Annotated in this window: 15 protein-coding genes; 9 read left to right on the forward strand and 6 right to left on the reverse strand. The window is 60.3% G+C overall.

The genetic code is table 11. The annotated features are described in order from the left end of the window. Positions 1 to 37 precede the first annotated feature (37 nt). Together UM93_RS02330 and UM93_RS02335 are read left to right on the forward strand one after the other, a co-directional pair. On the forward strand, positions 38 to 544 hold the full coding sequence (locus UM93_RS02330) for an RNA polymerase sigma factor (protein ID WP_157874074.1): 507 nt from the start codon (positions 38 to 40) through the stop codon (positions 542 to 544). A gap of 1 nt (position 545) precedes the next feature. Beyond that, positions 546 to 1421 carry a hypothetical protein gene (locus tag UM93_RS02335; RefSeq protein WP_045073423.1) on the forward strand — a complete coding sequence of 292 codons (876 nt, stop codon included), beginning with the start codon at positions 546 to 548 and terminating at the stop codon, positions 1419 to 1421. Between the two features lie 104 nt (positions 1422 to 1525). Here UM93_RS02335 and UM93_RS02340 read toward each other — a convergent pair whose 3' ends face one another. From UM93_RS02340 to UM93_RS02360, 5 genes are all read right to left on the reverse strand, one after another. Then, entirely contained in the window at positions 1526 to 2644 is a 1119-nt protein-coding gene (locus UM93_RS02340) for a bifunctional 2-methylcitrate synthase/citrate synthase (RefSeq protein ID WP_045073426.1), read from the reverse strand. A gap of 64 nt (positions 2645 to 2708) precedes the next feature. Then, entirely contained in the window at positions 2709 to 3626 is a 918-nt protein-coding gene (gene prpB, locus UM93_RS02345; RefSeq protein WP_045073428.1) for a methylisocitrate lyase, read from the reverse strand. Then, positions 3627 to 5147 (reverse strand): MmgE/PrpD family protein, encoded by a 1521-nt coding sequence (locus UM93_RS02350; protein ID WP_045073430.1) that lies wholly within the window; start codon positions 5145 to 5147, stop codon positions 3627 to 3629. It abuts the gene before it with no gap. A gap of 37 nt (positions 5148 to 5184) precedes the next feature. After that, on the reverse strand, positions 5185 to 5844 hold the full coding sequence (locus tag UM93_RS02355; RefSeq protein ID WP_045073431.1) for a GntR family transcriptional regulator: 660 nt from the start codon (positions 5842 to 5844) through the stop codon (positions 5185 to 5187). A gap of 188 nt (positions 5845 to 6032) precedes the next feature. Continuing rightward, positions 6033 to 6584 (reverse strand): pyridoxamine 5'-phosphate oxidase family protein, encoded by a 552-nt coding sequence (locus UM93_RS02360; protein WP_045073432.1) that lies wholly within the window; start codon positions 6582 to 6584, stop codon positions 6033 to 6035. Positions 6585 to 6729: 145 nt separating this feature from the next. On the opposite strand from UM93_RS02360, the gene UM93_RS18025 reads away from it, so the two are divergent. Together UM93_RS18025 and UM93_RS02365 are read left to right on the forward strand one after the other, a co-directional pair. Beyond that, complete coding sequence (locus UM93_RS18025; RefSeq protein WP_267884333.1) at positions 6730 to 6858, forward strand: hypothetical protein; 129 nt, start codon at positions 6730 to 6732, stop codon at positions 6856 to 6858. Beyond that, a complete protein-coding gene (locus UM93_RS02365; RefSeq protein WP_045073433.1) occupies positions 6855 to 7244 on the forward strand; it encodes a type II toxin-antitoxin system death-on-curing family toxin in 390 nt (129 codons plus the stop codon). The genes UM93_RS18025 and UM93_RS02365 overlap by 4 nt, the downstream gene beginning before the upstream one ends. Before the next feature lie 123 nt (positions 7245 to 7367). On the opposite strand, the gene ddaH is transcribed toward UM93_RS02365, so the two are convergent. Beyond that, positions 7368 to 8240 carry a dimethylargininase gene (gene ddaH, locus UM93_RS02370; RefSeq protein WP_082056985.1) on the reverse strand — a complete coding sequence of 291 codons (873 nt, stop codon included), beginning with the start codon at positions 8238 to 8240 and terminating at the stop codon, positions 7368 to 7370. 186 nt (positions 8241 to 8426) lie between these two features. On the opposite strand from ddaH, the gene UM93_RS02375 reads away from it, so the two are divergent. The 5 genes from UM93_RS02375 (at position 8427) to UM93_RS02395 (ending at position 24568) form a co-directional block, all read left to right on the forward strand. Continuing rightward, positions 8427 to 9242 carry an ABC transporter ATP-binding protein gene (locus tag UM93_RS02375; protein ID WP_045076730.1) on the forward strand — a complete coding sequence of 272 codons (816 nt, stop codon included), beginning with the start codon at positions 8427 to 8429 and terminating at the stop codon, positions 9240 to 9242. Between the two features lie 114 nt (positions 9243 to 9356). Further along, the gene (locus UM93_RS02380) at positions 9357 to 10340 is read left to right on the forward strand and encodes an ABC transporter substrate-binding protein (protein ID WP_045073434.1); all 984 of its coding nucleotides are present in this window, start codon (positions 9357 to 9359) and stop codon (positions 10338 to 10340) included. Between the two features lie 3 nt (positions 10341 to 10343). Next, on the forward strand, positions 10344 to 12434 hold the full coding sequence (locus UM93_RS02385) for an iron ABC transporter permease (protein WP_082056986.1): 2091 nt from the start codon (positions 10344 to 10346) through the stop codon (positions 12432 to 12434). A gap of 66 nt (positions 12435 to 12500) precedes the next feature. Next, positions 12501 to 12701, forward strand: coding sequence for an MbtH family protein (locus tag UM93_RS02390; RefSeq protein ID WP_045076732.1), 201 nt, complete (start codon positions 12501 to 12503; stop codon positions 12699 to 12701). A gap of 119 nt (positions 12702 to 12820) precedes the next feature. Beyond that, complete coding sequence (locus UM93_RS02395; protein WP_045073435.1) at positions 12821 to 24568, forward strand: non-ribosomal peptide synthetase; 11748 nt, start codon at positions 12821 to 12823, stop codon at positions 24566 to 24568.

The following is a 24568-nucleotide window of genomic DNA, read 5'->3' on the forward strand; positions in this document are numbered from 1 at the left end:
GTAAGCGATGACCTGGGCGGCACCGAAAGGAACGGCTGTGGAACCCGATCGCGAAAGTCAGTTCGTGGCGATGCATCAAGATTGCTACTCGCTGATCTATGCCTTCGTGCAGCGTCGGATCAATGACCCTGAAGCTAGTCAAGAGCTAGCCGCTGACGTTTTCCGCATCGTCTGGCAAAAGTGGCAGGGCGAGGCCCCTCGGCTGCCCTGGTTATATGCGGTGGCGCGCAATGTGATTGGCAACGAATACCGTAGCCGAGAGCGGCGACGCCAGCTGCAGTCGCGGTTACGTGCCGAGGCAGTGGCTCAGTCCGGATCCAACGAACCAGAAAGTTACGTGCTGGAGGTACTCGAAACCTTGAAAAACGCCGATCGGGAGGTTCTGCAACTGGCCTACTGGGAGCAACTGTCACTCGCCGAAATCGGTGTGGTGCTGCAGATCAGCCCCACTACCGCCAAAGTGAGGTTGCACCGGGCCCGGGAAGCGTTTCGTCGCGCGATGCCCAGGACTGGCCTGACAACATCAACTCAGCAGGAGGCCTGAAATGGATCCGATAGCGAAGCTTATTTCGGAGAGCGATCCGATGCGTCGAGATCCGGCCCGGCTACCCGAGGCGGCAGCAGAATTGCGAGCTGTGGTCACCGAAGCTGAACCAAAAGCTCAGCTGATTGGGGGCGCTCCGGGCAGCCCCAGTCCTATCCGGCCGAAGAAACGCCGCTGGCCCAGGGTTTCGGTGCTCGCCGCCTCCCTGGCAGTTATTGCGGTGGCAGTACTGGTGGTCTTCTTGAATGTGAACAGACTGCCCACACCCATCTCGCCAGCCTCGGGGCAGCCCGCGGTGCAAAATTCCGGATGGCAGCTTTACTTGGAAGGTTCCGGGCAGCTGAGTTTTGAATACCCGCCAGGCTGGCAGGCCCAGGAAAGCTTTAAAAACGACCAGAACGGCGGCGAGATTCGTACCGTGGCGGTGCGCAATCCGGCCGGTGCGCAAATCGCCCTGCTAAGCCTAGAAAGAGGAGTCGCCTACCCAGAGCTTTGCCAGCTGAACCAGGGTGTGCAGCTGGTGGACACCGTGCCTTTGCAATTACCGGTGAAGTCAATCCAGAACCCGAATATGTTGCCCGGTAAGCCGAGCTTTGTCTTCCGGGTCAGCCCTGACGCGGTCACCGGGGAGGTTCGTGGCGCGATTTTGCTGCGCAATGAATCCTCCACGCCGAATATTGGCGGTTGCCTTTCGCCGGATCGAATCTATGCACCGGACGGGATCGCCCTAATTGGGTTTGGCGACGAGGTGACACCCGCGAAGCTCGACTCGGCCGCTCCGCTCACTTTCAAAGACCTGGCGGCGGCCAAGGCTTATCAAAATACCGAGGAGTACCAGACCCTCAAAAAGATCCTCACCTCGTTGCGCTTCCGTTAAACCAGATCGAGTGTGCAGTTCTACACCTTAAAACGCGGTCAAAAGGTGCAGAACTGCACACTCGATGGGAAAGAGCGCTCAGAGCTGTCTCTCAGATCTCTCTCTCAGATCTCTCTCTCCGAGGGGCCGTTGTAGGCGCTCAGCGGACGGATCAGCGAATTCGAGGCCGCTTGCTCCATAATGTGAGCGGTCCAGCCGGTGATCCGTGAGGCCACGAACAGCGGGGTGAACGTCGGGGTGTCGAAGCCCATCAGGTGATAGGTCGGCCCGGCCGGATAATCCAGGTTCGGCTTAATGTTCTTCGCCTCGCCCATTGCTGATTCCAAAGCAGAGTACAGTTCCAGCATGTCCGCGCGCTGATAGTGCGCCGACATTTTTTCCAACGCCTCCTTCATGGTCGGCACTCGGGAATCACCGTTCTTATAAACCCGGTGACCAAAGCCCATGATCTTTTTCTTCTGAGCCAAGGCGTCATCCAACCAGCTCTTGGCGTCGACACCGGTGGACTGGATTTCCTCGAAGGTGTGCATCACGGCTTCGTTGGCGCCGCCATGCAAAGGCCCCTTCAGAGCGCCGATCGCCCCGGTCACCGCCGAATGCAGATCCGCGAGCGTCGAGGTGATAACCCGAGCGGTGAAGGTGGAAGCATTGAAGGAATGCTCCGCGTAGAGGATCATCGAAACGTTGAACGCCTCGACCACCTCGGGCGCAGCTTCTTCGCCGAAAGTCATCCAGAGGAAGTTCGCTGAATAACCCAGATCTTCACGGGGATCCACCGGAGCCAAGCCGTGCCGACGTCGTTGGTCATAAGCGACCACCGCTGGCATCGCCGCGAAGAGTTCCTGGGCTTTACGCAGATTGGCCTCGGCGGAGGAGTCCTCCGCCAGGGCATGATTGGCACCGATCACCGAGGTGGCGGTCCGGCAGACGTCCATCGGGTGGCAGCTGGTGGGCAGCAGATCGATAGCGGCCTTGACGTTGCTGTCCAAGGCACGATTGGCCCGCTCAAGAGCTTCGAACTCGGTGAGCTCCGCTTCGGACGGCAGTTCGCCATTCCACAGCAGCAGTGCAACTTCTTCGAAGCTTTTCTGCGCGGCCAAGTCCTGTACCGGGTAGCCGCGGTAGAGCAGCGAATTAGTTTCCGGGTTGACCTTCGAGACCGCCGTGTAATCGACGACGACGCCGGCTAGGCCCTTCTTAATTTCCTGTGTTTCTTCGGCCATCTGTTCTCACTCTCCTTCGAGATTATTGGCTCTTTAGCTGTGCTCAGCTCGGGCGAGCTGGCGTTTACAGCTGGGTCGTAAACTGCACTGGTGCTGAAAAATTAAACACAGCGGAGTCGAACTGGTTGTATCCCTCGTAGTCTACGAGTTCATATAAACGAGCACGGGTCTGCATCCGTTCTACTGTCGCTTGTTGGGTGCCATCGGCCCGGATCACATCGAGGGTGCGCTCGGCCTCGCCCATTGCGCTACGCAGCAGAGTGACCGGGTAGATCACCATATTGATGCCGACGCCGGAAAGTTGCTCAACGGTAAAGAGCTCGCTCTTGCCGAATTCGGTCATATTGGCCAGAATCGGCACCTCGACGGCTTTTCGGATTGCCTCGAAGTCAGCCAGTGTGTGCATAGCTTCCGGGAAGATCGCATCTGCTCCGGCGTCAACCAGAGCCTTGGCCCGGTTCACCGCCGAAGCGGTACCTTCCACGGCAGCCACGTCGGTGCGGGCCATAATCAGGAAGTTCTCATCCCTGCGGGCGTCCGCGGCGGCCCGGATCCGCTTCAGCGCGGTATCCAGATCCACCACCGCCTTGCCATCGAGGTGACCGCAGCGTTTCGGGTTGATCTGGTCCTCGATGTGCAGGCCAGCGAGCCCAGCGTCTTCGAATTCCTGCACGCTGCGGGCCACGTTCATCGGCTCACCGAAGCCGGTATCGGCATCGACGATGGCCGGCAGATCGGTCATTCGAGCAATTTGCTTGGCCCGCCCGGCCACTTCGCTGAGCGTGGTCAGGCCGATGTCAGGCAAGCCCAGATCGGCAGAGAGCACCGCGCCGGAGATGTAAACGCCGTCAAACTCTTTGTCCTGGATCAGCTTGGCAGAGAGCGGATTGAAGGCACCCGGGAACTGCTGTAGCGTCCCCGAGTTCAGCTTTGTGCGCAGATCGATTCTTTTCTGCGCCGCGCTGGTTTTGGCATACAACATTTAGAACAGTCCTTCCGTGGCATTGGTGATCACAAAGCCGTCTTTGGCCCGAATGTTCAGCTGCTCGAGTTCGCCCGCGGCCAGTTCTGGGAGCCGTTCGACGGCGGTCAGGAAGCGGTCCAGCTCGGCGGGCTCCACCGCCTCGGCGGCCAGGGTGCGCAGCTTGTTCACGTAGTTTTCCCGCGCGAAGGGACGAGCACCGAGCGGATGTGCATCGGCAACGGCAATTTCGTCAACGATCTTGCTGCCGTCGGTCAACTCGATTTCGACTCGACCGCCGAAAGCCTTTTCTGCCGGGTCAAGCGAGTGATAACGACGGGTCCACTCGGCGTCCTCGGCGGTAGTGATCTTATTCCACAGCTCAACGGTGTCGGCACGGCCAGCCCGTTCCGGGGTGTAAGAGTCCACGTGGTGCCAGCTGCCGTCCTGCAACGCCACCGCGAAGATATAGGGGATTGAATGATCAAGGGTTTCCCGCGAGGCGGTGGGATCGTACTTCTGCGGGTCGTTGGCGCCGGAACCAATCACGTAGTGCGTGTGGTGGCTGGTGTGCAGCACTATCGCTTTCACGTTCTTCGGCTCAGCCAGCTCTGGATGCTCGCCGTGCAGCTTGCGGGCCAGATCGATCCAGGCCTGCGCCTGGTACTCGGCGGAGTGCTCCTTGGTGTAGGAATCCAAGATGGCCCGCTTGGCTTCTCCAGCTTCGGGCAGCGGCACTTCATAAGCTGCTTCGGGGCCGTCCAATAGCCAGGCGATCACACCGTCTTCACCTTCGTAAATCGGCTCAGGCGAGGTTTGACCGCGCATCGTGCGGTCGACGGCTTCGATCGCCATTTTGCCCGCAAAGGCCGGAGCGTAAGCCTTCCAAGTGGAAATCTGACCCTTGCGCGACTGCCTAGTGGCGGTGGTGGTGTGCAAGGCCTGGCCGACTGCCTGGAAAATCGTTTCGGTGTCTAGACCGAGCAAGGTGCCAATGCCGGCGGCTGCGGAGGGGCCGAGATGGGCAACGTGGTCGATCTTGTGCTTATGCAGGCTGATCGCCTTGACCAGGTCAACCTGGATCTCGTAGCCGGTGGCGAGACCGCGGATCAGGTCCTTGCCGCTCTTCCCAGCGTGCTGGGCAACCGCGAGAATTGGCGGGATATTGTCACCCGGGTGTGAGTATTCGGCGGAGAGGAAGGTGTCGTGGTAATCCAGTTCTCGAACTGCGACGCCATTGGCGAAAGCAGCCCATTCCGGGCTGGTCTTCACTGTGTTGTCCAAACCAAACAGACCCGCGCCGTTGCCGTTCTTTGACGGCTGATGGGTCAGCGCCTGATCCCGGACCGCGACAATGGGAGCCCGGTTGAGCGAGGCAATGGCGACCGAGGCATTGTCGATGATCCGGTTAATGATCATTTCGGTGACTTCTTCGCTCACCTCGACCGGGTCGACGGCGACCTGGGCAATTTTGTAAGCGAGCTGATCTTCGCGAGCGAGGTTCTCTTCGCTCTTATAGACGCGAACGGGATGGTTTTTCACGGCGTGAGGCCTTTCTGCTGCTGTTCCGTTTTCAATTTCAGGCTTTTGCGGGTTCTAGGTTCGTGGTGCGACTGTTCTCGAGGATGTGCTGGAGTGAATTGTTCAGGTGCACGGTGGTGGTGGCGGCGGCGAGCAACGGGTTCTTGGCCGCCACTGCGGCGCATATTGCCGCGTGCTCAGAGGCGGTGGCTGCTAAGCGTCGGGGGTGTTCTTGTGCCATTCGGCGTGCACGAGCTAAGAGCGGGCGCAAGTTCTTCAGAGTGCTGACCAGAAAAGGGTTTCCGCAGTGCGCGTCGAGCGCCGCATCGAGATCGCCGGAAAGCTGGTAGTACTCCTCAATGGCCTGACCTGCCACCAGGCTCTGATGTGCCAGTTCGAAGCGGTGCTGCAAATCAGCGAAAACTTGGCCGATACCGCGTTCGGCGGCCAAGGCCGCAGTTTTCGCCTCTAGAGTTTCGCGCAGCTCATAAAGTTCCCGCACGGTCTCTAGCGAAATTTCGGTAACTACGACGCCGCGGCCACCCTTCGCCGTCGTCAGTCCTTCGGCGGTGAGTCGGGAGAGTGCCTCGCGCACCGGGGTGCGGCTGACGCCGAGCCGTTCAGAGAGTTCGACTTCGGCCAACACAGTGCCGGGAAGCAGGCGCCACGCCACGATGTCCTCGTGCAGGCTTTGATAGGCCTTCTCGCTGGCGCGCATAGTTACAGTGTATACAAAAAAGCGAGATTATCGAGGCTTGGTGCCAGAAAATCTCAGGAAGGTATACATTGATGCGATTTTGAGGGTCTAATAGTTATTGTTGCTTGTCGGTTCGTAGGGCGGCACCGAACGGCGCAGCAAGAACAGGCGATGATTACCGCAAACGTTTAGCGCCAACCTCTAGTGAACTAGCCGAGGCTGGGAAATCCCGGCAAACCGTCAATGCTTTGGGCATTTCTCTCTGTGCGGTATTCAGCCATTCCCTCTGGGCCTTTCTTCTCGGCTTGCAGCCGAAGTAAATCGCGTTCGCCGCTCATCTGCATAATTGGCACGCCCCAACCGCAGGAATCGCTGATTCGGGTCACCTTGACAGTAATAACTGCCCGGGTGCTCGGATGCTTAGGATGCAGTGCGGTGACTTCTTCGAAAGCCGGTTCGCCCGGGAGCGACACCGTGCCCTGACCATGCAATCGGACAATCCGAGGGCGTGAGTCGAAGGAGTTGAACATCAAACAGACCCGGCCGTTTTCGCGCAGGTGTGCAATTGTCTCCACCCCGCTGCCGGTGTAATCGACCCAACCCACTCGATGGGCATCGAGTACTGAGAAGGAGTCGTGGCCGCGCGGAGAGATGTTCACGTGGCCTGCGGCGTCGAGAGGGGCCGTTGCCACGAACCACATTGGCTGCTGTTCGATCCAGGCTTTGAGCTTGTCGTCAATGGAATCGAATATTTTGCCCATGTCTCCGAGTCTACCCAAGGACGTCAGTCGGATCTGGAGAAGTGGTATCAGCGATGATACCTTCTGCTTATGGCAATGACGCTTCGCGTCAACGAGGAAGATACTCAGATGCTTCGGCAGCGAGCTGAGCAAGATTGGCGTTTCGATGCAAGAAGTTGCTCGCGCCGCCGTTCAGGAGTACTTGCGTCACAGCGACCGCAAAGAGCTGTTGGATAACGCTATCCGGGACACCCTCGCACGTTATTCCGATACTTTGAGGCGTCTTGGCGAATGATCTTCTTCCTCTCCGCAGAGGAGGCCCTATTGCTGGCGTCTGCGGCGATGGGGCAGGCGCCGGAGGTGCGGGACTATGGTTTGCTGCAATCCGCCTTGGTGCGACCACAGACCCAGCTGTTCGGTGACGACGCCTACCCAGAATTGCATCTCAAGGCGGCTGCGCTGCTGCATTCCCTGGTGAAAAATTATTGTCTTGTTGACGGCAATAAGCGGCTTGGCTTCGCTTGCACTGCAGTATTTCTTGTGGCAAACGGCGAGCCATTGATGCTCTCCCAAGAGGATGCTTATCAGCTTACGATGGCCGTCGCTGCGGGGGAACTGGATGATTTGAAGGTAATCGCCAGCGCGCTCGCAAAGCCAGAATATTCGTTTCTTCCCGAGTGACCTGACACTTAGAACGGCGCTGGCCCCGCCCACTGAATGCGCAGTTTCGGTGGGCAGGGCCAGTTCTCCCCAGTGAATCGTTTGATTCGACGGGCAGGGGTGTGCTGGTTGCGGGGCGCTAGGCTAACGGTTCAGGATCAGCGTGCAGCACTTCGCGCCACCGCCAGACTTCAGGAATTCAGAGATGTCCACCGGAACCGGAGTGAAGCCATGCTCGCGCAATTGTGCTTGGAAGCTCACTGCCTGCTCGGCCACTACGACGTTCTTACCGTCGCTCACCGCGTTCAGCGCAAACCATTCCGCGTCTTCCACTGAAACATGGATCTGCTGCAAGCCAAGGCCGTCCAGGATTTGCCGGGAACGCTCGGAGAATGCCTCAGGAACCAGTGCAATGGTGTGCTCGTCCAGGATGGTGAGGGCTGTGTCGATGTGATACCAACGTGGATCGATGAGTTCCAAAGTTTCAGTGGGGAGGCCGAGTAGCTCGGTGACCTCATCGCCGGCACCGAGTTCGCTGCGGAAACCGCTACCGCCCAGCATTACGCTCCCGGTCCAGAGAAAATCGCCCTCGCCTTCGTTGACCAATTTGGGGTGGACAACCTCAAAGCCCTGAGCCGCAAACCACTGCGCAAAGTAGGCCTCTTCGGCTTGGCGGTACTCGGAGCGGAACTTGCTGATCAAGGCCTTATTGCCTTTCACAATGCCGGCGTTGGCGGTGAAGACCATATCCGGCAAGCCGGGAACATCTTCCATGACCTCGACGGTGTGTCCGAGCTTGAGGTAGGTCTGACGGAGGTTCTCCCACTGTGACATTGCTAACTCGGCATTGACCTCGACGCTAACGTCCATCCAGCGGTTGATCGAGTAGTAGACCTCGAAGTTTCCCGGCCGGCACATCAGATATCGCTGAGGTTTAGCTTGACGCTGCCCGGTTTTTTCCGCTGCGGCATCGGTCAAGGTGCTGTCGGCTGGTGCTTCGCTGAGTGTCTGAGTCATGGCAGCAAGTCCTTTTGTCGGTTGCAATTGTTGAAGTGCTTGCGTCGTGATCCAGCAGATGGGCATCACAACGCAGCGCCCTGGGCAGAGGAACCAGCAGGCGTTGCGGTAAAGATTTCCTCAAAATTGTGGGGCGGTTTTTAGGTTAGCTTATCCTAAGTTACTATTACAGACATGGTTGATGTGATGATCCCTACAGCGCTGGCCGGAGAGAGCCTCACGCTGTCTTATGGCAAGCGCCGGGTAGTGGAAGCTGCCTCACTGAGCCTTGAAGCAGCTAAGGTCACTACCTTGGTGGGGCCGAACGGCAGCGGCAAATCAACCCTGCTGCGCTCCTTGGCGCGGCTGCATCAGTTGGATTCGGGCACCGTTTCCTTAGCAGGACATCCGGACGCCACGCTGCTCAGTCGTCGCGAATTCGCCCAGCGCGTTACCTTGTTGGCCCAGCATCGTCCCAATCCGAGCGGGATCAGCGTGCGCGATTTAGTGAGCTATGGTAGGCAGCCGTATCTGCGTCGTTGGGGGCGCAGTAGCGCCGAGGATCTACTCGCCGTTGAGGCTGCGATGGAGAAGACCAGAGTCGTTGCGATGGCTGATCGGCCGATTGATGAGCTCTCTGGGGGAGAGCTGCAACGAGTCTGGCTGGCTTCCTGTCTTGCCCAGGACGCCAAGGTGCTACTGCTCGACGAGCCCACCACTTTTCTGGACCTGCGGCACCAAGTCGAATTTCTGGATTTGATTTGTGAATTGGCCGAATTGCACGGAGTAGCGGTGGGCGTGGTCCTTCACGACCTCAACCATGCTGCCGAAGTTTCGGACACCATTGCCGTGATGCACCGGGGGAGCATCAGGGTAGTTGGCAAACCCGAAGAGGTTTTGACAGCGGAATTGCTTTCCGATGTCTATGGCATCGGAATCCGGGTGGAGATCGATGCCAATACCGGATTGGTACGTACCCATCCGATGGCGCGTCGTGCCCGGTCAGCGTTAGCGCTGAACTGAAGCGCTAGCCGGGGAGTCTACTAGCCGGGGAGTCTAGCTGGGAAGCAAGACATATTTGGCGACCGCAATCGCTTGCAACTCGGGAATGCCGGGTTGCTCACTTATGAGAAGAGAATGGACATCAGCACAGTGAAGAAACTTCGCGTCATCGGCGCCCTGTTGATTGGTGCAGTCGCGCTTTCCGCCTGCGGCACCACGCAGCCCGCTGCCACAGCTCCCGGTTCGACAGCCGTTGAGTCGATTACCGTGAAAGACGATCTGGGTCGCAGCGTGAAACTGGACAAGCCAGCCGAACGGGTGGTCACTACCGAGTGGCAGCAGACCGAAGACGTGCTGACCTTAGGAGTCACTCCGGTAGGCGTTGCTGATATCGCTGGGTATAAGGTCTGGGACACCGCAGAGTCGCTGCCCGACTCAGTCAAGGATGTCGGCACCCGCCAGGAACCCAATCTCGACGCGATCTTCTCGCTCAACCCCGATCTGGTGATCGTGGAGGCAAGTAGCGAAACTCCGTTGGTCAAGCAGCTTTCCGCTAAAGGTATCGCGGTGCTGGTCTCCAAAGGTGCCGATGGCAAGGACTCGATTGCCAAGATGAAGCAGACTTTCCAACTGGTGGCCGAGGCTTTGGGTAAGCAGGATAAGGCTAAGGAAGCTATCAATAGTTTTGATGCCAAGCTGGCCGAGGGTAAGAAAAAGATCGAAGAAGCAGCCCCCAGCAGCAAGGATTTCCTCTACCTTGACGCTTACCTTGAGGGCTCGAACATCTCAATTCGAATCTTCGGCAAGGGCTCGTTCATCGGAGATCTGGGCAGCCAGCTCGGGCTGAAGAATCTCTGGACCGGCAATACCGACCCGGTTTACGGCTTTGCTGCCACCGACGTCGAAGGTCTCTCGGCGCTGAAGCCTTCCCGCATCCTCTACACCGCTGAGGAATCGAAGGACTGGCTCACCCCCTTGGAGAACAATGCGCTCTGGAAGAACATCCCGGCGGTCAAAGACGGCAAGGTGAAGGCCTTCCCGAGCGGGATTTGGACCTTCGGCGGGCCGAAGAGCGGCGAGCAGGTCATCGACGCTTTCGTCGCAGCAGTAACCTCCTAAGTCGTGTCACTGGCGACTGCCGCGCCAGAACGCTCGGAGCAGAACCCCGGTTTCCCCAGGTTATTGGGCAAGCTCTCTGCTCCGAGCGTGCTCGTCGGCGCTTTGATTCTCACCGTATTAATTTCGCTGGTTCATCTGACCCAGGGCAGCTCGACGGTGGGAGTTGGCGACCTCTTCCAGATGCTCATCGGCAATGGAGATCAAGGCGCTAGCGATACCTTCTTTTCCAGCAGGTTGCCCAGGCTGCTGGCCGGTTTAGTAGCCGGGGTGGCGCTCGGCGCCGCTGGCGCTCTGCTGCAGTCCATCTCGCGTAATTCACTGGCCTCACCGGACACCCTCGGGGTCACCGCCGGTGCAGCCTTCACAGTGACTTTGGTGGCCGCCCTCGGCATTGCCCTACCGGTCTGGCTGGGCGGTCTGGTCGGTTTCCTTGGTGGCTTGCTTGCCGCTGCAGTGGTTTTCCTGTTGATCGCCGGTCGGAACACCTCAGTGACCAGGTTGGTGCTGGGTGGCACCGCGGTGGCGATGGCCCTGCAAGCCGCCACTTCGCTGCTCTTATTGCTCTTCGCGCAGCGAACTATCGGGCTCTTCGCTTGGGGCAATGGAAGTCTCAGTCAACTTGATCTACGCGGCGTCTGGCAAGTCGGCCCCATCGTGCTGATTGCCCTGCTGCTAGCCGTTCTCTACGGCCATAAATTTGATCTGCTGGCCCTCGGTGACGACGCCGTGACGGTCCTTGGGGCACGCCCCGGGGCGATTCGTTTGGGTGGAATCCTGCTCGCAGTCCTGCTCACTGGAGCTTCGGTGGCGCTCTGCGGCCCGCTTGGTTTCGTCGGGCTGAGCGCTCCCGCAATTGCTAGGCTGCTCGCCGCTAAGGTGCCGGGGCTGGTGAAACATCGAGCCTTGATTCCGCTTTCTGCGCTGTTGGGTGCCGTGGTGGTGCTCGGCGCCGATGTGCTGATTCGCTGGATCGGCGGGGTGAGTGCCGGAATCGAGATTCCCACCGGCGTGACCACCACCCTGGTGGGGGCTGTCTTCCTGATCGTGCTGGCGCGACGTGTCAAGGATGCCGGCGCGGCCGGCAAGCCCAGCGCGGCAAAGACCGGTCGACCAGCCTCGCGGCTGAAATTCACTCTGATGATCAGCTCGGCCAGCTTAGTGTTGACCGCCTCAGTGGTGCTCGGCATGTTGGGTGGTTTCACCTGGTTACTCGGTGGCGATGTGCTCAATTGGATCACCGGACAGGCGCCGCCCGGAGTGGCCTTTGCGCTGGATGAACGCTTTCCCCGCGTACTGGCTGCGGTGGCCGCGGGTGCTGCTTTAGCCGTCGCCGGAGCGGTGATCCAGAGTGTGAGCCGCAATCCACTCGCCGAGCCCTACACCACCGGTATCACCGCGGGCGCGGGCGTCGGTGTGATCGGTCTACTGATCGTGGTGCCGACGGCTGCCCCCTGGCAGGTTTCGATTGTTGCCTTGCTTGGTGCGCTGCTCGCCTTTGCGCTGGTGTACGGCTTGTCCTGGCGGGGCGGTATTGATTCGGCTCGGATCATGCTGATTGGTGTGGGCGCTAGCGCGGCTGGCGGTGCCATCACCACGTTCCTCTTGGTCAAGGCCGATCCCTGGAACACTCCGCTGGCGTTGACCTGGCTCTCCGGCACCACCTATGGTCGCAGCCTCGACCAGCTGATTCCGGTTGGAGTTGCGCTAGCGCTGCTGGTTCCCTTACTTTTCCTCTTCCGTCGCGAAATTGACGTGATTGGGCTTGATGAAAACACGCCTCGAATTGTCGGCATTCGCTTAGAGCCGGTTCGCCTGCTGACTCTCGGGGTCTCAGTGCTACTGGCCGCCAGTGCGGTTTCGGTGGTTGGCGTGGTAGGTTTCGTCGGCTTGGTGGCACCGCATATCGCGCGCTCCTTAGTGGGTTCCCATTCGGTCAAGGTGCTGCCCTTGGCCGCTTTAATCGGTGCGGTTTTGGTGAGCGTCGCAGACACTATCGGACGCACCGTGATCGCGCCGGCGCAAATCCCGGCTGGCTTGATTGTGGCACTGATCGGTACACCTTATTTCGTTTACTTGTTGTACCGCACTCGCTAAGCAATGTGGCGTCAACCACAAGGATTTTGTTAGGTTAGGCTTTGCTTAGTTGTTATGCTGGGGAGCATGACCAACAACCCTTTTGATGATGATTCCGGCCGTTTTTATGTGCTGCTGAACGCCGAGCGGCAATACTCGCTGTGGCCGGTATTCGCTGCCGTTCCGGGAGGCTGGGAGATTGTTTTTGGTGAAGCTTCGCGGCAGGAATGCCTTGATTTCACCGAACGCAACTGGACAGACATGCGTCCTGCGGTTTTGCAGGACTAACTAAGCCAGCACACTCGACACAGCACTTTCCCACCCGCTGAGCGCATGGCACTCGATCCGCCGTGCCCCTCGCTCAGCAGCCACCACCGACAGTGGATGAACGGAGCCCTGAACGATCAATGGAGACTACTAACTCAGCCTTGCCTGGCACGCTGACCATTTCGGCACAGCACCTTGCGGAAATGGCTGCCAGGCTCGGTGATCATTCAGCGGCCGCCTTAGCCATCACCGTTACTGCGGCGGTGGCTTACTGGGCGGCTCCCCAACAGCCCGAAGTTGGGGAACAAACCCCAGACTTTTCGGAACAGACAGCTGAAGAACTGGCCGAGATCAGTTGCCCGAGCGAGCAGCTCCTCTTCAAGCTGCCACTTGGGAGTCAGACAGAACTGGCCGAGCTTGCGGCGACCATTGCGGTGCAGCTGACCAAGCCTGCCGAGCACTATCTAGTGCGGTATGCGGGTCAGGAGTGGCAACTGAGCGCGAGCACTTCTGGCTGGTCGCTTCAGGAGTCGGAGGAACTCACCGTACCACCGAGCGTGATTGCCAATATTGTCGATTTCCCGGAACGTCAGTTGGGTACCATCGACGCCGGTAACGCGCAGAGTCGGCTGGCTGATTTGGCGCGCTGGAACGACACCGAGCAGGAGCGCTCGCGACCCACCTTGGTCGAACTGGTGCAACGTCAGGCGGAGCTTCGTCCAGAAGCCCCGGCAGTGATTGACGGCGAACGCACTCTGAGTTATCGCCAGCTGAGCGAGCGTTCCGCTCAGCTGGCGCATTTCCTGCTGGCTCGCGGCCTGGCGGCCGAATCAGTGGTAGCCGTCTCTTTGCCGCGCGGCGCGGAAATGGTGGTGGCGCTGTTAGCCATTTTGAAAGCTGGCTGCGCTTTTGTGCCGCTTGATCCGCAATGGCCCGCCGAGCGTCGCGCCTTGGTCAGTTCCGATGCTGGCGCGGTGCTTCAGCTTTGCGCGGTAACCGAAGCGGCTTCAACGACGGTAGCCACTAAAGCCACTAAAGCCACTGAAGCCGCTGCCGAGGCGCTGCCCGGCGTCGAAGTATCGCTCGAAGAATGGGCTTTTGGAGATTATCCGGCGACCGCGCCGCAGCTACAGATCCCCGGAGCTGCACTGGCCTATGTAATTTTCACCTCGGGTTCTACTGGGCGGCCCAAGGGCGCGATGATCAGACACGAGGCGATTTCGGAGCGGCTGCTTTGGCAATCCGGTGAAATTCTGCATTTCGGCCCGGAGGACGCGGCTCTTTTCAAGGCGCCGTTGGCCTTCGATATTTCCATTAATGAGGTCTTTTTGCCGCTCGTCACCGGTGGCCGTTTGGTGATCGCAAAACCGGGCGGCGAGCGCGATCCGAATTATCTGCTTGATGTGATCCACCGGCAACGAGTCAGCTTCACCTACTTGGTTTCCTCAATGCTCGACGTGCTGCTGGAAATGGCGCAGCACGGCAACGAGCTGAGCAGCCTGAAGCACGTCTGGTGCGGTGGCGAGTTGCTCACCAAGGATCTCTACGACCGGTTCCGCCGTCAGCTCGATATCCCGATGTATCACGGTTATGGTCCCGCCGAGGCGACTATTGGTGTTTCGCATGTGATCTATCGGGGCGAGGCAGAACGCCTTTCTGCCTCGATTGGCAAGGCGAACCCCAACACCGAGCTCTACGTTCTTGATGATCAGCTACGGCCGGTCCCGATCGGCGTCGGTGGCGAACTCTATGCCGGCGGCTTCCTGCTCGGCCGTGGCTATGTCAACGCCCCCGGGCTGACCGCGGCTCGTTTCGTAGCTAACCCGTTCGGTGCCCCGGGATCGCGACTCTACCGCACCGGTGACCTGGCTCGTTTCGCTGCCGACGGCTCATTGGAGTTCTTAGGCCGTGCCGATAATCAGGTGAAGATTCGCGGAATGCGGCTCGAACTGGAAGAAGTCGAATCGACACTGAGCCAGCACCCGCTGATCCGGCAAGCGAGCGTGCTGGCCAAGCAGAACAGCCGCGGTGGCAGCTACCTAGTCGGTTATCTCTTGCCGGTCACCGGCAAGAATCTCGATCTCGCTGAGCTCAAGCTCTGGTGTCAGAATCAGATGCCGGAGTATATGATCCCAAGCCACCTAGTGGTGCTTGAGGAATTTCCGCTTACCGCCAATGGCAAACTCGATCGCCGCGCCTTGCCTGAGCCGGTACTGGAGGCAAGTGGGGAGGCGCAGCTGGCCGCCTCTGCGAGCGATGCCGAACGGGTGGTCAGTGAGCAGATCGCCGATGTGCTCCAGCTCGGCACGGTGGGTCTGGACCAGGACTTTTTCGAACTCGGCGGCGATAGCATCCTGGCGATCTCCTTGCTTAGCGCGCTACGACGCAATGGTTTGCACGTCACGGTGACCGATATCTTCGGATCGCGTACCACGCGGGGCATCGCTGCCGCTGCCAGCCAACAGCAAGCTTCACCCGTTGGCACCGACTCAGGCGCTGGTAGCTTCGGCGGCCTGCCGATTGTGCGTTGGCTGGGCGAACGTTCGGGACGCGTCGATGGTTTTGTGCAATCGGTGCTATTCGAGACCCCTGAGGCGCTCAACGCCGAGGCGCTGGAAGCCATGCTGATGTCGATTGTCTCGCGGCATCCGATGCTCAGGGCTCGACTCCGCCGGGAGCAGCCCTGGGGATTTGAGGTACCGGAAGACGCCGATGCACAGCAACTCTGGCAGCGGGTCGAGCTGGCCGCCGATTCGACAGCTTCAACAGCGCAGGTGAGTGAGGCCGATTTTGAACTGGCTCTGAAAGTCGCAACCGATGCCGCGATCGAGCGGCTGGATCCGGAGGCCGGGACAATGTTGCAAGCGGTCTGGTTCCCGGTACAGCAACGTTTGCTGCTGGTCGCTCATCATTTGGTGATCGATGGGGTCTCCTGGCGAATTCTGCTTGACGACCTCGACCAGGCTTGGCAGCAGTTGAGTTCGGGGCAAGCAATTGAACTTGCCAATACCGGCATGTCGATGAAGACCTGGACCGAAACCCTTGAACAGGCCGCCGAGACAACTTTCGCCGCCGACCTGAGCTACTGGCAGAGGGCATTACCCGGCGTCGACCAGCAGATTGGCCGGGCCGCACTGTCCGGGCAGACGGTGGCCGAGGAGCGGCTGCACACCGTGACCGTGGATGCCGCAACCACCTCTGCGCTGCTCGGTGAGTTGCCGGGAGTTTTCCATGCCACCGTGAACGACGTGCTGCTGACCGCGCTCTCGATCAGCCTGGCTCGTTGGCGCAAGCAGCTCGGTCAACGGCAGACCTTCGCCCATATTGAGTTGGAAGGCCACGGACGGGAGGGCCGTGCGGTGCTTCCGTTGCTCGGCCGCGAAGCTGATCTCTCCCGCACTGTCGGATGGTTCACCACGCTTTTCCCGGTCATTGTCGACCCCGGGGAGTTAGCTGATCAGCCCGAGCAGGCTGCACTCGCCGCCGCGCTGAAACGGGTCAAAGATCAGCTCGCCAAGGTGCCGAGCCAGGGGCTTTCCTGGGGCGTCGGCAAATATCTCGGCAGCGCCACTGGCGGTTCGCCGGAGGCCCCGGATGCGCAGATAGCCCAGCGTCCCGATTGCCAGGTACTTTTCAACTATTTGGGCCGCTTCGGATCGGCAACCGCCAAGAACTGGAGAATGCTCGGCAACTCGCGGGGCGGCGAGCAACTCGGGGAACGTCGAGACGCCTCAATGGAACTACCCAGGGCTCTTGAATTCAACGCTATTATCGACTCCGGCAGCGATGGCGAACATCAGCTGAGCACCGTGATTTCCTGGCCGGAGGGCATTTTCCACGAGGCGGATATCCAACTCATCGCCGAGTACTGGCGGGAAGCACTGGTATCGCTGGCGCAGCTGGCCGACCTCGGCAGCCAAGCTGGCCATTCCAGCAGTGATTTCCCGTTGATCGAACTCAGCCAGCAACAGGTTGACAGTTTCGACGGCGAGGCGCTGCTTGACCTTTTACCGCTCACGCCACTGCAACAAGGGCTGTACTTCCACTCGGTCTTTGACGACGATTCTGCCGGCCAATACGTCGAGCAGCAGATCATTTCACTGCAAGGGCCCTGCGATCGGCAGCGTCTCTTCGATGCGGCGAAGCGCCTCTTTGAAATCTTCCCCAATCTGGCCGCCCGCTTCAGCAGTCTGGAAGACGGCAGGCTCATTTCAGTTCAGGAACGCGGCATCGCCCCGCAGCTGCAGAACCTAGATTTCAGTGCCCAGGCAACCATCTCGGAGGCGGCGGCAGAACAAGCCATCGCCGAATTCGCCGAGCAGGATCGCCTCGCTGGTTTTGACCTAGCGGTCGCACCCTTGATGCGTTACACGCTAATCCGACTAGCACCCGAGCACCACGTCTTGGTGCAAACCGTGCACCACATTATTGCCGACGGCTGGTCCGTACCCCAGATGCTCAACACCTTACTCGCTGAGTATCACGCTCCCGGGAGCGTACTGCGGCCGAGCAACGGTTACTCGGAGTACTTGGCCTGGCTGCAAGAGCAGGATGCCGAGCTATCTTCGGAGGTCTGGCGTGAACAGCTCCGCGGGCTTGAGCAGCCCTCGTTGCTGCGTCCCGGGCATTCGCCGTCGAACTCCTTCAGCGAAGTCGACTTCGATTTCGGCAGGATCGGCTCCTTGGAAGCCTCGCTGCGTCAATCCGGGAGTACTCTGAGCGTCGCGGTACACACCGCCTGGGGCTTGGCCCTAGGCAAGCTTCTGGGGCAGTCTGATCTGGTCTTTGGTTCTACGGTTTCGGGGCGGGAGGCGGATCTACCGGGCATTGCCGAGATGGTCGGGCTCTTCATTAACACGGTGCCGGTCCGCAGCTCGCTATTCGCCCACAATAGTGAAGTCACGTCGGCCGAACTGACTAGGGCCGAACCAACGCTGGCTGATTTACTGAGCCGAATGCGCCAACAGCACGACGCGGTGCGACCTTATCAGCATGAATCACTGGGTACCATCCAACGCCAGGCTGGCCTTGGTACGCTCTTTGACGCCCTGGTGGTCTTCGATCTTTCCGCTGACGCCAGCGCGCTCGGCCAGCCCTCCGACACCCTTCGGATCAGCCAGATTGACGGCGAAGGGGCTCCGCACTACCCGCTGACCCTCGCGGTGATGCCGCGGCAGGGTGCTGCCTCCGCTGAAGGGCTGGCTGGCGGTCTGGAGCTCGCTGTCAAGCTAATTTACGACGCCGAAGCTGTCACCGAAAATGCGGCCCGAGGTATCCTGGAGGACTTCGTTGCGGCGCTACAGGCGATTGGTAATGATGACCTGAGCGCGGCGCTGCCACGGACTCTGCTGCCGGATGCTTTGCTCCTCGACCCGGCCGTCGATCTGAACTCTCGGATTGCCCCGCTGGCCGCACCGGAGCAGCTCACCTTGCCCGAGCTATTCGATCGGGCGGCCCGTCGCTTCCCGGAGAAAACCGCGCTACGGATGTGCCGTTTCAGCGAAGCTACTCAGGCGACTGCCGAGGCTGAGGGGGCTCCGGACGCTAAGCACGTGCTGGGCAGCGAGCGTCTCAGTTACGCGGAATTGGCGGCACGAAAAGACCGGATTGCCGCTGCTCTGAGCGCTGCAGGGCTCGGGCTGGGAGACTTCGCCGCGGTTGCTACCGAACGTTCCCTGCATCAAGTCACCGCACTTATTGGTGTGGTCACCGCTGGGGGTGCCTCGGTACCGCTCGATCTGGCCTACCCGGATGAAAGATTGGCCTTCATCCTTGCCGACGCCCAGCCCCGCGTGGTGCTCACCACCGCAGAGCAAAGCGAACGCATTTACCGCTTGCTGGCTAACGCCGCCGATATGCGGGAAGACTCGCAAGGACTGACTGACACTCGGGTGCTGCTGATCGAGGAGATCCTGGTCGAAGAAGGCCTGGGTGCTGAGCCAACGGGCGCGATCAGCGAGGTGCTTGAGCGTTCCGTACAGATCCCGTGGCGGAGCGCCGCTTACTTGATCTACACCTCGGGATCGACCGGCACGCCCAAGGGCGTCTTGGTGGAGCACCGCTCGGTGGTGACCATGTTGGCCAGCATGAGTGGGCTGTTGAAGTACGGTGCCGATGACGTGTGGACGATGTTCCACTCCTTCGGGTTCGACGTCTCGGTCTGGGAAATGTGGGGTGCACTCACTCAAGGCGCCGAACTACTGGTGCCAGACCATGCGCTGACCCGTTCGCCGATGGACTTCCTGACCCTGGTGCGCGAACGTGCCGTCACCATGTTGGTGCAAAGCCCCTCCGCACTGTACCGCCTCATCGAAGCGGACCAGCAGGCAGCCCTCGAAAGTGCTGAGCCCCTCGGCGAGCTTGCGCTGCGCCACGTAGTTTTTGGCGGCGAGCCCGTCGACGCCGCACGGCTGCGGCCCTGGGTCGAGCGTTACGGCGTCGACAGCCCGGACCTGATCAATCTCTACGGTCTGACCGAGAGTGCGGTGAACTTTACCTACCGAGTGCTCGATCGCGGCCAGTTGTTAGGGGATGATCCGGTCACCTTGGGTGGTGGCATTCCGGGCAGCGCCATTTACTTGCTGGACGAGCAACTGCAACCGGTACAAGCCGGGGAATCAGGCCTGCTCTACCTTGGCGGTCCCCAAGTGGCCCGCGGCTATTGGCAGCGACCGGGGCTCACCGCGGCTCGTTTCGTGCCTAATCCTTTCGCCAATGACGGCTCTCGGCTATACAACACCGGCGATGTCGTTCGGCTCACCGACGCCGGTGAACTGGAGTTCGTCGGCCGGGTCGACGACCAGGTGCAGCTCAACGGTTTCCGAGTCGAACTCGGTGAAATTGAAGCAGCCGCCCGCGAGCTGGCCGGTGTGCTGGACTGCGTGGTGCTGCTTTCGCCGCAGCGCGATCAGCTGGCAGCCTGCTTGCTGCTGGACCAGGATGCTCCAGCTGAGGCCAGCGGTGCAGGGCAGCTTCAGAGCGTCCAAAGCCAATTGGCTGAGCGGCTTCCGGCACATATGGTGCCGCAGCGACTTGAGGCTTTCGCCACACTGCCGCTGACGGTTAATAACAAGCGGGATCGCAAGGCGCTGGCGGCGAAGGTCTTCGGTGCTGAGCAACAACAGTCCGGATCGGCGGTAGCCCCTGAAGCGCAACAGGGCCCGGGGCAGTCCACTGAGCAACTGGAACGTTTGAAGGAAATCTTTAGCAATGCCCTCGGCGCCCAGGACATCGATGCCGACACCGATTTCTTTGCCCGTGGTGGTGACAGTATTGTCGCCATCTCGGTGGTCAATCAAGCCCGTGCCGCGGGAATCACGCTAAGCCCCAGCGAAATTTTCCTGCTCAAAACTCCGGCGAAGATCGCCGCTAAGCTGGCCGTAGCAAATACCGCGGCGGCAGCCCAGCAGGATCGGGTTGCGCAGAACACCCGACCCAGTTTTGGCCCGGTGCCGCTGACGCCGATCATGCACCGCTGGCGAGAGCTGCAACCCACTTTGCACAATTTCGCCCTGGCTCGAACCATCAAGCTTCCGGGTGGACTCGAGGAGGAGCGGCTGCGTACCGCGTTGCGAGCATTATTGCAGAGCCACCCAACCCTGCGTATGCAGCTGAACACTGAACCGGACGATCTGTGGTCGTTGGAGATCCCCGAGGAAGCCGCCGAGCCGCAGCTTCTCCGGGTGAGCGCGGGCGAGCCACAGCGGCTTGCCGAGGCAGCGATGTCCAGGCTGCGCCCCTTAGCAGGGCAGATGAGCGAATTCGTCTGGATCGACAACGGCACAGAGTCCGGCACTCTGGTGATAGTGATTCACCACCTGGTAATGGACGCGGTGTCCTGGATCGTGCTGCTGGACGATTTGAACCTGCTGCTCGACGGCAAGACGCCGGCAATTTCCCCGGTCTCCTACCGCGAGTATGCCGAGCGGCTCAACCAAGCCGCGCAACGTCGGGAATTCTTGGCGGATATGCCGCACTGGCTGGAGATGCTTGACGCCCCGGCGCTGATCGCTGAACCGTCCAGCGGCGGCAGCTGGAGCCTCGAAGTTGATTTGCCGAAGGAAGCCAGCGCGGTGTTGTTCTCCCGGTTGCCGCAATTGAGCGGTTTGGGTCTTACCGAGTTGCTCTGTGGGGCGTTGCGCAGCGCGCTGACCGCTGTGCAGGCTGAGCCGACGCCGCTGAGCATTGAGCTGGAGCGGCACGGTCGAACCGGCGTCGACGAGGTAGCCGACTACTCTCAGCTGGCTGGCTGGTTTACCGCAATCGCACCGCTAAAGCTGAGCCCTCAGTACGATCCACTGGTTGCCGCGAGGGAAGTTGCGCAGCGGCAGCTCTCCGAGCAGCGGAGCCTCGGCTTCGGACTACTGCGCTATTTGAATCCGCAATCAGCGCTCCGGCTCGCTGCCAAACCGACCCCACAGATTCTGCTGAACTATCTTGGCCGCGGCACGGAAACCGGGGTTCTGCAACTTTCCACTGATCCTGGCGCACGCACCGATTATGCGGTCGAAGTCAACACCTGGGGGGAGAGCAACGAGGGTGCTGAAACCTTGCGCACCGCTTTCACGCTCTCCACCGCGGTGCCGCTCGAACTGGGGCTGCGGATCAGCGAGGAGTGGCTGAAAGCGCTGCAACAGTTAGTCAGCCGGGCCGAAGGATCGCTCGGTGCTTCCTCGGGCGTCGAGCTCAGCAGCGAGCGCTCGCTGCCATTAGCCCCGCTGCAACGAGGCCTCTACTTCCAGGCCCAAATGGCCAGCGAGCCGGGGCAGTACTTAGCTCAGAACTATCTTGCCTTCGACCACGCGCTTGATCCGGTGGCTCTAGCCCAGGCGGCAAGCTCGCTGCTCGAGCGGCACCCGCTTCTCGGTGCGGGTTTCCGCACCGAGGAATCCGGTCAGATTGTTCAGTTCACCGCTGCTGGGCAGCAGAGCGTGCCACTTGAGCTGGTAGATCTGCGCGCCGAAACCGAAGAGGTGGCCGCTGAGCGTCTCAAGCAGCATCGTGACGCTGACCGGGAGCAGGGCTTTGATCTGCTCAATCCGCCGTTGATCCGGTTGACACTCTTCCGGCTGCCTTCCGGCACCGATAGCCTGCTGCTCAGTAACCATTTGTTGCTCTGGGACGGCTGGTCGCACCAGTTGGTGCTGCGTGATCTCTTCGAGGCGTATGAACAGGCGGTGGAGGGGAAAGCTCCCAGTTTGGCGACGGCTGGGCCGGGCTTCGCCGAGTATATCCAAGCTCTTGATCTGAAAGACGCCTCCGCCGCTGAGGAGTTCTGGTCCGAGCGGTTGGCGGGTCTGGCCTCTCCGACGCTGCTTGCCGGGGACCGGGTCGCCGCCGCTGCTCAGCAAGCACCGGAGAAGTTATTGAGTACCTTGAGCGAGCAACAGACTGCTCAGCTTTCGGCGCTAGCCCGGCGGCAAGGGGTCACTCTGAACTCGCTGCTCAGCGGGGCGTTTGCGCTCTTGCTGGGGGAGTACAGCGGCAGCAACGACGTGGTCTTTGGCCTGACGGTGGCCGGTAGAACGGATCCGGCCGAATCAGGGGTGGATTACTCAGCCGCCATCGGCGTGCTACTGAACACCATCCCGCAACGGATCCGCGCCGAGGCGGCGATGAGCGTTCCCGAGTTCCTTGCTGCGGTGCAAACTGAGCGGGTTGAGACGATGCCTTATGAATACCTGGAACTTGGCGAGATTCAACGACTCAGCGAACATCAACAACTCTTCGATAATCTCTTCGTGCTACAGAACTTCTTCGACGCAGATGCAGCCGAGGAGTTCTACTCCCGGCACGGCATTGCCGGCTCGGAATCCGAGGACGCCACGCACTTCCCATTCACCTGGGTGGTGATGCCGGGCAGCGAATTGCGGATCACCCTTGAATACCGGCCAGATCTGAGCAGCCGAGACCGGGCGGAAGAGCTACTAGAGCGGTTCGTGGAGATCCTTGAGCAGCTCAACGGTGCTGGCGACGGCGTCTCGATTGGTTCGCTGGCTCGCACCAACCTGCCGGCACCCCAGCCCGGGCGAGAGTTCCCGGCGCTGAGTATTCCCGAGCTCTTCGATCGCTCAGCGGCGAAGCACCGCGCCGATCGAGCCCTGGTGTGTGCCGGGCAGTCAATGACCTTCGGTGAGCTTCAGGAACGCAGTATCGCCTTGGCACAGAGATTGACTCGCAGCGGGGTGCGGCCGGAGAGCTCGGTGGCCATCGCGATACCGCGTTCGCTGGAGTCCATCGTCGCGCTCTTCGCCGTGCTGCGCACCGGTGCGGGTTATGTACCGCTCGAATTGGATCATCCGGATGAGCGCTTAGCCGCAATCTTGCAGGACGCCCAGCCTCAGGTGGTGCTTACCGTTTCCGCGGTAGCATCACGTGTCCAGGGTTTCCAACAGATCTTGCTCGATCAGCTCGCTGAGCCTGAGCCGGACGCCGCTGTGATACTCGCTGCGACACTTGGCACGGTGGATCACCCGGTCTCAGCCGCTGTTTTCCCCGGTTTTGAACCCGAAGCAGCACACCGCCTACGGCATAGCGCATACACGATTTACACCTCCGGTTCGACCGGTAAGCCCAAGGGCGTGGTGGTGGAATATGCCGGTCTGACCAATATGCTCTTGAACCACCAACGGCGCATTTTCGAGCCAGTTTTGGCGGCCGCCGGGCACCGTAGGTTCCGGGTCGCACATACCGTTTCCTTTGCCTTCGACATGTCCTGGGAGGAGCTGCTCTGGCTTGCCGATGGTCATGAGGTGCATATCTGCGATGAGAATCTGCGCCGGGACCCGGCCGAGCTAGCCGCGTATCTGCAACGCGAACGGATCGACGTCATTAACGTGACGCCAACCTTCGCCCAGCAGTTGGTCGCCGAAGGGGTTTTGGAACGTGAGCATCAGCCCGCACTGATCCTGCTCGGCGGTGAAGCGGTCTCCGCGCAGCTCTGGAGCAAGCTCGCTGAGCATCCGCAGGTTGTTGGTTATAACCTCTACGGCCCCACCGAATACACCATTAATACCCTCGGGGTAGGCACCTTCGACTGCCAGGACCCGGTGATCGGTACGCCGATCGATAACACCAATGTGTATGTGTTGGATGAGTGGTTGCGGCCGGTGCCGGACTCGGTGCCGGGAGAGCTGTACGTCTCCGGCGTCGGTTTGGCTCGAGGTTACCTTGGTTTGCCGGCGATGACTTCGGCGAGATTTATCGCCTGCCCATTCCAGCCAGGGGAGCGGATGTACCGCACCGGTGACCTCGTTCGACGTCGCCCTGATGGCAATATCGACTACTTGGGCCGGACCGATGATCAGGTCAAAATTCGGGGTTACCGAGTGGAACCGGGGGAGATCGAAGCGGTCATCACCGATTACCCGGCGGTTGGTTTCGCGGCGGTGACGGTATCTACCGATCCGGCGACCTCGCTGAACCGCTTGAACGCGTTTATCGGACTGAAGCAGCAAGCGGAGGGGGCAGACAGTAGCGAGCAACTAACCGGTTTGCTCGGGCATCTTTCCGCTGTGCTGCCGGACTATATGCTGCCCAGTCACTATGCATTGATCGATGGTTTGCCGCTTACCGTGAACGGCAAACTTGATGCCCGGGCGCTGCCAGTGGCTCAGCCAATTAGTGCTCTCTTGGGTTTGCAACGCACTGAACCGAGTAGCGAAACCGAAGAATTGGTATGTGAGTTCTTTGCCGAGGTACTCGGGCTCGATGATGACGAGGTGCGGCTGGAGGACGATTTCTTCGGGCTCGGCGGGCACTCAATGCTGGCGATCCGACTGGTGGGCATGCTGCGGGCCGAGTTCGGCGAAGTGGTGAGCATCAAAGATCTGTTCGCGCTGCGCACTCCCGCCGCGCTCGCCATCCAGATAGAGGAAACCGCGAACTAG

It is taken from the genome of Psychromicrobium lacuslunae (genome assembly GCF_000950575.1).
In the GTDB taxonomy this organism is placed as follows: Bacteria; Actinomycetota; Actinomycetes; order Actinomycetales; family Micrococcaceae; genus Renibacterium; species Renibacterium lacuslunae.